General features: G+C 65.5%; 7 protein-coding genes and 1 riboswitch. All 7 genes read right to left on the bottom strand.

Going from position 1 to position 9,628, the window contains the following annotated elements; all coding sequences use genetic code 11:
- On the bottom strand, nt 1-536 hold a 536-nt coding region (locus H5T73_10530; protein ID MBC7248195.1), incomplete at its 3' end, for a helix-turn-helix domain containing protein.
- A 246-nt stretch (nt 537-782) separates the two neighbouring features.
- Complete coding sequence (locus H5T73_10525; protein ID MBC7248194.1) at nt 783-2,600, bottom strand: hypothetical protein; 1,818 nt, start codon at nt 2,598-2,600, stop codon at nt 783-785.
- A gap of 95 nt (nt 2,601-2,695) precedes the next feature.
- Nucleotides 2,696-2,785: riboswitch (cyclic di-GMP riboswitch) on the bottom strand.
- Nucleotides 2,786-3,348: 563 nt separating this feature from the next.
- A complete protein-coding gene (locus H5T73_10520) occupies nt 3,349-4,038 on the bottom strand; it encodes a class E sortase (GenBank protein MBC7248193.1) in 690 nt (229 codons plus the stop codon).
- 23 nt (nt 4,039-4,061) lie between these two features.
- The gene (locus tag H5T73_10515; protein ID MBC7248192.1) at nt 4,062-5,351 is read right to left on the bottom strand and encodes an Rne/Rng family ribonuclease; all 1,290 of its coding nucleotides are present in this window, start codon (nt 5,349-5,351) and stop codon (nt 4,062-4,064) included.
- Entirely contained in the window at nt 5,335-5,928 is a 594-nt protein-coding gene (locus H5T73_10510; GenBank protein MBC7248191.1) for a DUF2344 domain-containing protein, read from the bottom strand. Before H5T73_10510 ends, H5T73_10515 begins: the two co-directional genes overlap by 17 nt.
- Complete coding sequence (locus tag H5T73_10505; GenBank protein ID MBC7248190.1) at nt 5,925-7,817, bottom strand: TIGR03960 family B12-binding radical SAM protein; 1,893 nt, start codon at nt 7,815-7,817, stop codon at nt 5,925-5,927. Before H5T73_10505 ends, H5T73_10510 begins: the two co-directional genes overlap by 4 nt.
- A gap of 270 nt (nt 7,818-8,087) precedes the next feature.
- On the bottom strand, nt 8,088-9,149 hold the full coding sequence (gene ftsZ / locus H5T73_10500) for a cell division protein FtsZ (GenBank protein ID MBC7248189.1): 1,062 nt from the start codon (nt 9,147-9,149) through the stop codon (nt 8,088-8,090).
- Nucleotides 9,150-9,628: the final 479 nt, after the last annotated feature.

Below are 9,628 nucleotides of genomic sequence, written 5' to 3'. Positions count from 1 at the left end.
TGGATGAGGCACCCCGGGAAGGCCTTCCTCATCCAGCCCTCCGAGCGCAGGCGAGCCTTCCTCCTTTTGGCCGCCCGGCTCTTCTTTCTGGAGACCCTCTTATCGTAGAGGCCCTTCCTTTTGAGAACCCTTCCCACGCTGGAGGAAGAAAGGCGGATGCCGTAGTCCCTCTTGAGGATCACCGCTATCTTGTGCTTGGACCAGGCGGGGTGCTCTCTCCTTAAGTCGCAGATGAGCTGGATCGTCTGCCAGGGGATCTCGGAGACCCTTTTCCTTTTCGGGGTGCGGGGGAGGTCCTCCAGTCCCCTGAGGCCCCGTTTCAGGTACCTCTTCAGCCACTTGTAGAAGGTGGTGGGGGAGATGGCGAAGTGGCGGCAGGTCATCCTGGCATTTCCGCAGCTGCGAAAGTGCTCTATCCAGCGCAGCCTCCTTCTGGCCTCCCTGGAGAGGACCTCGCCCATCATTCTCTCCAACTCCCATTGATGGGGAAGCCTGGTGTGGTAGATACTAGTAGTGGTTCCAACTGAACCCTTCATTTGGACACCTCCTTGCTCTGCTTCTTTTTTACACAAAGCAAGTATAGGGGGTGTCCACCATGTTTATGAACCTGGGCAGGGCCCGCATCCTCGACCTCGACCGCGACGGCAGAGCGCAGCCGGCAACCCCACTCGCCCCCACGGGCAAGACGTGAGATCGGAGACATCGCCATCTCCCGCACCTCGTGGCGAAAAAAGGGGCCGCACGGTCTCCCGTGCGGCCCCCCTATGAAGACCTTCAACCGGTCAGAGCACGCATCCCTCGGCGAAGTACCAGGTGGTGGAGGGCTGGAAGGCCCCGACGGAGCTGTTCCCGTCGCATCGCCCCCGGTAGCTGAAGTACTCGGCAAGTTCCACCACGATGGGAAGGGAGGAATTGACCTGGGTGCTGACATCCGTGGACTGCAGGCCCTCCACCTCGTCGACGTGCACGGTGGCGCGCGCGTGCGGCGCTATGTGAAAACTGCGCTCCACCCGCATCCCGTCCGGGCGCATGAAGACCACGCGCACCGCGGCCGCCTCGTCGTGCGGATTGAGGAAGAGCACGTACTCGTCGAAATCGCCGCCCGTGTATCCCTCCGGCAGATACCAGTTCGGCTTGAGGCCGGAAGCGCCGATGGTGCAGTGGCCCCCCACGCGGCCGCGGGTGTCGAAGTACATGGCGCGCTCGGCCACGACGGGCAGGTCCGAGACCACGCGGGTGGAGACGTCGGCCGCCTCCAGCCCCGGTATCTCGTCCACGTGCACCGTGGCGCGCTGCCGCGCCCCCACGAAGACCTGGCGGGTTATCACCTGGCCGTCCGGGCGCATGAAGCTCAGGGTCACCGCGGTCGGCGCGTCGTTGGGGTTCTGCAGGCATACCCAGGTGTCGAAACTCTCGCCGGTGTAGCCCTCGGCGAAGTACCAGGTGCTGGAGGGCGAGGGGGTGCCGATGGAGGCATGGCCGCCGTCCTTGCCGTTGAAGTTGAAATACATGGCGCGCTCGGCCACGACGGGCAGGTCCGAGACCACGCGGGTGGAGACGTCGGCCGCCTCCAGCCCCGGTATCTCGTCCACGTGCACCGTGGCGCGCTGCCGCGCCCCCACGGAGACCTGGCGGGTTATCACCTGGCCGTCCTGGCGCATGAAGCTCAGGGTCACCGCGGTCGCGGCGTAATTGGGGTTCTGCAGCACCAGCCATGTGTCGAAGGTGCCCCCGGTGTAGCCCTCGGCGAAATACCAGGTGCTGGAGGGCGAGGGGGTGCCGATGGAGTCCGACCCTCCCTTCTTCCCCTCGTAGTCGAAGTACATGGCGCGCTCGGCCAGGACGGGCAGGTCGCTTTCCACCTGCACCGCGTAGCTCCCCCTCCCCACCGTGTCCCTCATGGAGATGGTGTAGCGGGAAAAGGCGCCCACGGTATAACGGAAGGTCCTGTTGGCGCCGTCCTCTCCCTGGAAGGTGACCCTCACCGGCGTGGCCTGGTCGTTGGGGTTCATGAGGAGCACGTAGGTGTCGAAGGTGGTGGAGGAAGGCGCCGGGGCGGGAGACGCCCCCACCTGGCCGGCCGAGGAGGGCAGGCTGGAGAAGCACATGAACTCCTGGGTTATGTAGAGCCCGTCCGGCCCGCGCACCACGCCCACGCCTATGCAGTTGAACTCCTGACGCAGTATGTTGGCGCGGTGGGAGGGGCTGTTCATGAGGGCCTGGAAGGCCACCTCCACGTTGGGCGCCTTGGCTATGTTCTCCCCCGCCAGCGTCCAACCCGTTATGCCCCGCGCCGCGATACGCTGCTGCAGGTTGCCGGAAACAGGCGAGACGTGGCCGAAGAAGTTGTACTGGATCATCTCGTCGGAGTAAGAACGCGCGAAGTCGGTCAGGCGCTGCTCCACGAGGAGAGCGGGCAGACCGGCGTCGTTGCGCGCCTGGTTCACCAGCTGCACCATGCGCGCCTCCTCGGCCGTGACGTCGGAGGCCGCCGTGGCGGCGGCGCCCGTGAATAAGCCGGAAAGCAGCGTGAAAAGCAGCAGTGTGGATACGGCCAGCGGTGTGATCATGCCCGTTTGCCACCGAGTGAGCCCTTTCATCGTTATCTCCTCCCTTGCCCCCCGGGCTGGTGGCAACTCTCCCCGTTCCTTAAAGCAAACCGCCCTTTCCGCTGGGGAAAGGGCGTCGCTTTGGAGGCGGCAGCCTGGCGATCATGACCGCTCACGCGGTGTTAGACCCATGGCTTTGCGCCCTCTCCTTTCGGAAGAGTTTGCCTTTATCACCTTCAGGGGTATTCTTTTCTCAATGTCCGGAATATATATCGACAGATAATCCATATACTTTAATCTATATATATACGATACGCTATATACGCTCCATGTACGATCCTGCCATTAGAACCGAGCCCGCGCCCTCCCCGCACGATCCGGCCCGTGTCATCCGCCCGCGCTCCCGCCTGTCCCGCGGGATCACGGCGGACACGCAGAGCTTGGAAGTGCCGCCTCCCCGCCCCGCGGCCGCGGTCCGCCGCTGCCGGAGGCTCCCGGGACCCCTACCGACCGGAGCGCCCCCCGCTCGCATGCCCTCCCGAACGGTGTTGTCGGCTCCGGGAACCGCGCTGCGAGCGACGCGAGGTGGACGGAGGGCGGGAAAAAGTGGTCGGAAAAGGGTCTAAAGTAGAGGCCGGGGGATGCCGATTATGATAATGCCAAAATATCTACGCCGAGTGAGTTTTGGCCCGGACCGGAAAGCCTGCCCACTTTCCGGTCTCCTCTTTTTACGGTCGCTTTTCACGGCTGCCCCCCACCCGCACGCCCCTGACGGCGGGCCACGGGCGTCATCCCGGCATCACTGCCCGTCCCCGGCCAGGTCCTCACTCCTGGCCAATCTCCCCATGACCACGATGCGCTGCGCCGCGCTGTACCAGGGATGACAGGCGGTCAGGGTGACCTTGGGCTCTCCTCCCTGCTCGAGGACGCTGAGGTCGGAGGGCGACACTATCTTCTGCCCGTACACCAGGTAGACGAAACGCCGCTCCGCCGTTTCGAGGATGATCTCATCGCCGGGAGCGAGCAGCTCGATGTGGCGGAAAGGCGCGCCGTAGGTCGTGCGGTGCCCCGATATGACGCAGTTCCCCTCCTCCCCCGGGTAGGCCGTGTCCGGGATGTGTCCAGGCCCCCGCTTCAGGTTCTCGCCGTCGTCGAGGCCCCACAGCTCCACCACGATGGCGTCCAGCGCGAGGCGCGGCACCACCAGGCGCGCTATACCGTCCCCCACCGCCACCTCGTCCTTTCCGGGGTTCAGCGGCCTTTCCTCCCATGCCCGGAAGAGCTCCCGCTGGGCGGCCGCCGCCCTGCGGTCGGTGTAACGGATATAGGCGTATACGCCGGCCAGCGCCAGCAGTCCCGCCAGGACGAGGCACGCCCCCGCCACGAGAAGCGCGGTGCCCCTGCGGCGCTTCCTCCTACCCTCCCCCTCTTCCGGGGCGGCGCCTGCCCCCTCCGCTTCCGGCGCCTCCTCGCGCCCCCTTCTCCTCATCCTCCTCCTCCGTCCTCCCGCCGTCACGGCTCGCGGAAGACGACTCCCCTCCCCTTGCAGGTGGGGCATGTCTCACCGAAGGCCTCCAGCAGCCCCTCGGAGACGTTCTTGCGGGTCATCTCAACCAGCCCCAGCTTGGTCAGCTCCACCACGTAGGTCTTGGTGCGGTCCTTCTCCAGCTCCTGGTTCAGCGCCCTGAGCACGGCCCTGCGGTTGCGCGCCTCGTTCATGTCGATGAAGTCGATGACTATGATGCCCCCTATGTCCCGCAGCCGCAACTGGCGCACCACCTCCGAGACCGCCTCGATGTTGGTGCGCAGCACGGTTTCCTCGAGCGACTTGTCGCCCACGTACTTTCCCGTGTTGACGTCTATGGCGGTGAGGGCCTCGGTGGAATCGATGACGATGTAGCCCCCGGAGGGCAGGCTCACCTCCCGCTTCAGGGCCTCCTTTATCTGCCTGTTGATGTCCAGGGCCTCGAAAAGCGGGGTTTCGCCGGTATAGCGGAAGACCCTGTCCGCCAGCGCCGGCGCCACCGTCTTCAGGTAATGCCTGACGCGGCGGTAGACGCGGGAGTTGTCGACGAGGATGCGCTCGAAGGTCCTGTCCATGACGTCCCTTATGACCTTGATCTCCAGCTCCGGCTCCCGGTAGAGAACGGCGGGGGCGCGTTTCTTCTCGGATGCCCGGCGCACCTGGTGCCAGACCTTACCCAGGTAAGCGAGGCTCTTGCGCAGCTCGGCCGCGTCCGCGTCCCTCGCCGCCGTGCGCACGATGATCCCCGCGTCCCGGGGCCTCACCTCGTCCACCAGCCTGCGCAGGCGCTCCCTCTCCTCCTCGCTCAGCCTGTGGGATATGCCCACCGTCCTGGCCTGGGGAAGGAGGACCAGGTAGCGGCCGGCTATGGAAAGGTAGGTGGTGAGGCGGGCCCCCTTCCCCCCCATGGGGTCCTTGGTCACCTGCACCACCACCTGCTGGCCAGGCTTCAGCAGCCTGGAGATGTCCCGCCTCTCCCCCTGTCTCCTCTCCTCCAGGAATATGTCCCCCACGTAGAGCAGGGCGTTGCGGTTGTGCCCGATGTCGACGAAGGCGGCTTCCATGCCCGGGAGGACGTTCTGCACCCTGCCCTTGTAGATGTCGCCCACGATGGAGCGCCGGTCGGCATGCTCCACGAAGATCTCCTGCAGCACGCCCGACTCGAGCACCGCCACCCTGGTCTCGCCGTCGTAGGTGGCGATGGCTATCTCCTTGCTCACCGGGGAGACCCTGCGTATCTCCACCGACGCCGCCTTCAGCTTATCCTTGATGGCCACCTTGCATCACTTCCAGTTCACCTTCCCTTCCGTGGTAGAGGTAGAGCGGCCCGTCGACCTCCTCCCACAACTCGTCTTGGGAGGCGAAGATCCCCACCCTGGTGACCTCGCCGTCCCGGATTTCCTCCCGCAGGTGCCGTTCCAGGCCCTGCAGCGCCTCCCTCAACCTGCCCTCACCCTCCCCGCTCAGGCGCAAAGCCAGGTGGTAACGGCGCCCCGCGGCCTCGACGCGGTATAACCCGTAACGCGCCCAGCGCGAGAGGCGCGGCACGTGCGGTGGCATCACTTGTATGGAAACTATTCCCATCCCTTCTGGGAGGGAACGGTCCATGCTCTCCCGCATGGCCCGCAGGTCGGGCTCCTCCGCCACCGCCACCTCCAGGTAATCGGCCTCCGCGGCCACGCCGAGGGGAAGCGCGGGGGAAAAGCTCATCTTGGGGCGCGGATTGAACCCTTCCGTGAAGAGCAGCGCGACGCCCGACCTCCGCAGCGCCCTCTCCAGGGCGCGCATGGTCTCGCGATGGGAGAGGAAGCGCGCGTCGCCTTTCTTGTAATATTTTACCAACAAACGCCTCACCGCGCCTCCTCCGCCAGAAGGTTCCCCACTCCCGGTGCATCGCAGGCCCCGCAGGAAGCGCACGCCCCGGAGCGGCAGTCCGGCGTCCATTCCCTCCTCAGGGCTCTACCGTATTCTTCCAGGAGAAAAGACTTCGTCACCCCGGCGCTGAGGTGGTCCCAGGGAAAGACCTCCTCCGGGGAGCGCTCCCTCTCCACGTACCAAGCGGCGTCCAGCCCCTGCGACTCCAGGGCCCTCCTCCAGCGTTCCCAGGAAAAATGCTCGCTCCAGCCGTCCAGGCATCCCTCGCGTGCCGCCTCCGCCACCACCGGCGCCAGCCGCCGGTCGCCCCGCGCGAGCACCCCTTCGAGGTAGGACATCTCGCGCGCATGCCAGCGCAGGGTCACGCCCTTGACGCGCAGGCCCTCCCTGAGGATGAAGTGGCGCCGGGCCACCTCGGGCGGGGACATCTGCCGCGCCCATTGCAGCGGCGTGTGGGGCTTGGGCACGAAGGTCGCCACGCTCACCGAGAGGCGCATGCCCCGCAGCGGGCGCCCCTCGTCGCCCTCGCGCACTATGCGCCGCACCAGGTGGCAGATGGCCTCCACGTCCTCTTCTTCCTCGCCCGGCAAGCCCACCATGAAATAGAGCTTGGCCTTCCTCCAGCCCTCGCGGTAAGCGGAGGACACCGCCGCCAGCAGGTCCTCGTCCGTCACCGTCTTGTTCATGGCGGCGCGCAGGCCGGGAGAGGCCGCCTCGGGCGCGAAGGTGAGGCCGGTGCGTTTCACCCCGTGCAAGCGCGCGGCCAGCTCCACCGAGAAAGTGTCCGTGCGCAGGGAAGGGAGCGATACCGCCACCCGCCCCTCCGCGAGCTGGCGCGACAGCCCCTCCACCAGCGGCAGGATGAGGGAGTAATCCGCGCTGTTGAGCGAGGAGAGCGAAAGTTCATCGCAACCGGTGTTGCGGACCAGGTCCAATCCCCAGCGTTGCAGCGCCTCCACCTTCCTCTCCCTCACGGGCCGGTAGATCATACCCGCCTGGCAGAAGCGGCATCCCCGCGTGCACCCGCGGAAGATCTCCAGGCTGCAGCGGTCGTGCACCGACTCCACCACGGGGACCACCGGTCGCCGCGGCAAAAGGTGCCGGTTCAGGTCCGTGACCACCCTACCGCGCACCGGCAAGGGCGCTCCCCGCCGCGCCTCTACCTCCTTGACGGCGCCGTCGCGGCCGCAGGTCACCCTGTACAGAGAGGGCACGTACACGCCGGCGAGGGAGGCGCACTCCACGAGAAACCCCTCCCGGTCCTTCTTTCCCTGTTTTTTCCAGGCGGCGAGCGCGGCGACGAGTTCGTGTATCGCCTCTTCGCCGTCCCCCAGCACCAGCAGGTCGAAGAAGGGTGCGAGCGGCTCGGGGTTGTAGGCACCGGGGCCTCCTCCCACCACCAGCGGGTCCCCGGGTCCGCGCCGCCCGGCCTCCAGAGGTATGCCGGCCAGCTGCAGCACGCGCACCACGTTGGCATAGGTCAGCTCGTGCTGCAGCGTGATGCCCACCATGTCGAAGCGGCGCAGGGGGATCCCGCTCTCCAGGCCGAAGAGGGGTATGCCGCGCCGCGACATCCTCTCCTGCATGTCCACCCAGGGCAGGTAGGCGCGGTCGGCCATGGCGTCCGGGCGCTCGTTCACCTCCTCGTAAAGGATGGCCAGCCCGAGATGCGACATGCCTATCTCGTAGATATCGGGATAGACGAGGGCGACGTTGACGCCGTCGGCGCGGAAGGGCTTGCGGTAGGCGTTGACCTCGATGCCCAGGTAGCGGCCCGGCCTGGTGACATCCCTCAAGACCTCACGCAGGGCTTCCTTCACCGTTTCACCCGCTCCGACACGGGCGTCCCTGCTCTCCTCTCCATGCATCCATGCGCTCCTGCAACGACGCGATCCTTGCACCGGCTTCCGCAGCGCGGGCGGCCGCGGCGCGCACGCTTGCGACGGGGGGGCCGCGGTGTCCGCACCGCACATGCTTCACCCTCCGTCCCGCTTTCTCCCTTCCCGGAGGAGCACGGGCCGCCTTCCTGCAAAACCTCCCCGTAAAAAAGTTGAAGCGGCTTGGCGCAAGCCGCCTCGCTCTCTTCCGGGCCGGCTCTCCGGGGCCGGAAGCGCCGGGGTACCGCTCTCCGCCCGTTACTATTTATTGCGGAGAAAGACCGGTATGTCCAGTTCCTCGGATTCGAAGACCACCGTCTTCTCCGGGGACACCTCCGTCTTCGCGGCCTTGCGGCCGGGACGCGAGGCGGCCGCCCCGAACTCGAAGCCGGTGGCGATCACCGTCACCTTCAGCTCGTCACCCAGGGAATCGTCGATGACCGCGCCGAAGATGATGTTGGCGTCGGCGTCGGCCACGCTGGCGATGATCTCCGCCGCCTCGTTGACCTCGAAAAGACCCAGGTCCGAGCCGCCGGAGATGTTAAGGAGGATGCCCTTCGCCCCCTCGATGGAGGCTTCCAGCAACGGGCTGGAAATGGCGGCGCGCGCGGCCTCCGAGGCCCGGTTCTCGCCGGAGGCCGTCCCGATGCCCATGAGGGCCGAGCCGGCGTTGGACATGATGGTCCTCACGTCGGCGAAGTCCAGGTTGATCAGCCCGGGCACGGTGATGAGGTCGGTGATACCCTGCACTCCCTGGCGCAGGATATCGTCCGCCATGCGGAAGGCGTTGAGGATGGAGGTCTTCTGTTCGGCCACCTCCAGCAGGCGGTCGTTGGGGATGATGATCAGGGTGTCCACCTTCTCGCGCAGTTTCTCGATGCCCGCCTCCGCCTGCATGGCCCTCTTGCGTCCCTCGAAGGAGAAGGGCCTGGTGACCACCCCGATGGTCAGGGCGCCCTGGTCCCTGGCTATCTCCGCAACGATGGGGGACGCTCCCGTTCCCGTGCCTCCCCCCTTGCCGGCGGTGATGAAGACCATGTCCGCGCCCTTTATGGCTTCCGCGATGGCCTCCCGGTTCTCCAGCGCCGCCTGCTCACCTATCTCGGGATTGGACCCGGCTCCCAACCCCCGCGTGATGTTGCCGCCGATATACACCTTGACATCGGCGTCGGACATGAGGAGGGCCTGCGCATCGGTGTTGATGGCCACGAATTCAACACCCTTGAGGCCGGAATCGATCATGCGGTTGATGGCGTTGGTGCCACCTCCTCCCACGCCGACCACCTTGATGACCGCCAGGTAATTGGTCGCGGTTTCCGGCATTTCCAGTCCCTCCTTTATCCCTTGCCCCTTGAAATCCTCCGCGAGGCGCGCTCACAAAATCTCAACCACCACTTTAAACTATCCCGGAGCTCCCTGTTTCCACCTACCATTTACTTATCATAAATTTCCTGCCATGCCAAATTCAAACTACGACAACCCCTTATCCATCTCCTTCCTTCAATTCCTGAATTTTACAATCCTTCCTCCCGGGCCTCACCCTGACTTCCTATCTCCCCCACCCGCCTGATCCCTCACAATGCCCTTGCTGCCTGCGTTTTCGCCGCCTCCTGCGGAATAATCCGGCAGGCTCCCGTCGACAGGAGAACCACGGCACTACTGCCACCAGGATAGATCGTTTACCTTTACAAAAACATTATACTTCAAGAATTCCCTAAACATTAAGTCTCGATATAAACATGTCGCGGGCGTCCGCAGCGGCGTGAAGTTGGGCGGAGACGCGAAGCCTTAAGCGGCCGATG

The sequence above is a fragment of the Actinomycetota bacterium genome (assembly GCA_014360655.1).
GTDB lineage: Bacteria > Actinomycetota > Geothermincolia > Geothermincolales > RBG-13-55-18 > JACIXC01.
Note: the sequence above shows the minus strand (reverse complement) of the source record. Positions and strands in the feature narration are given on the sequence as shown.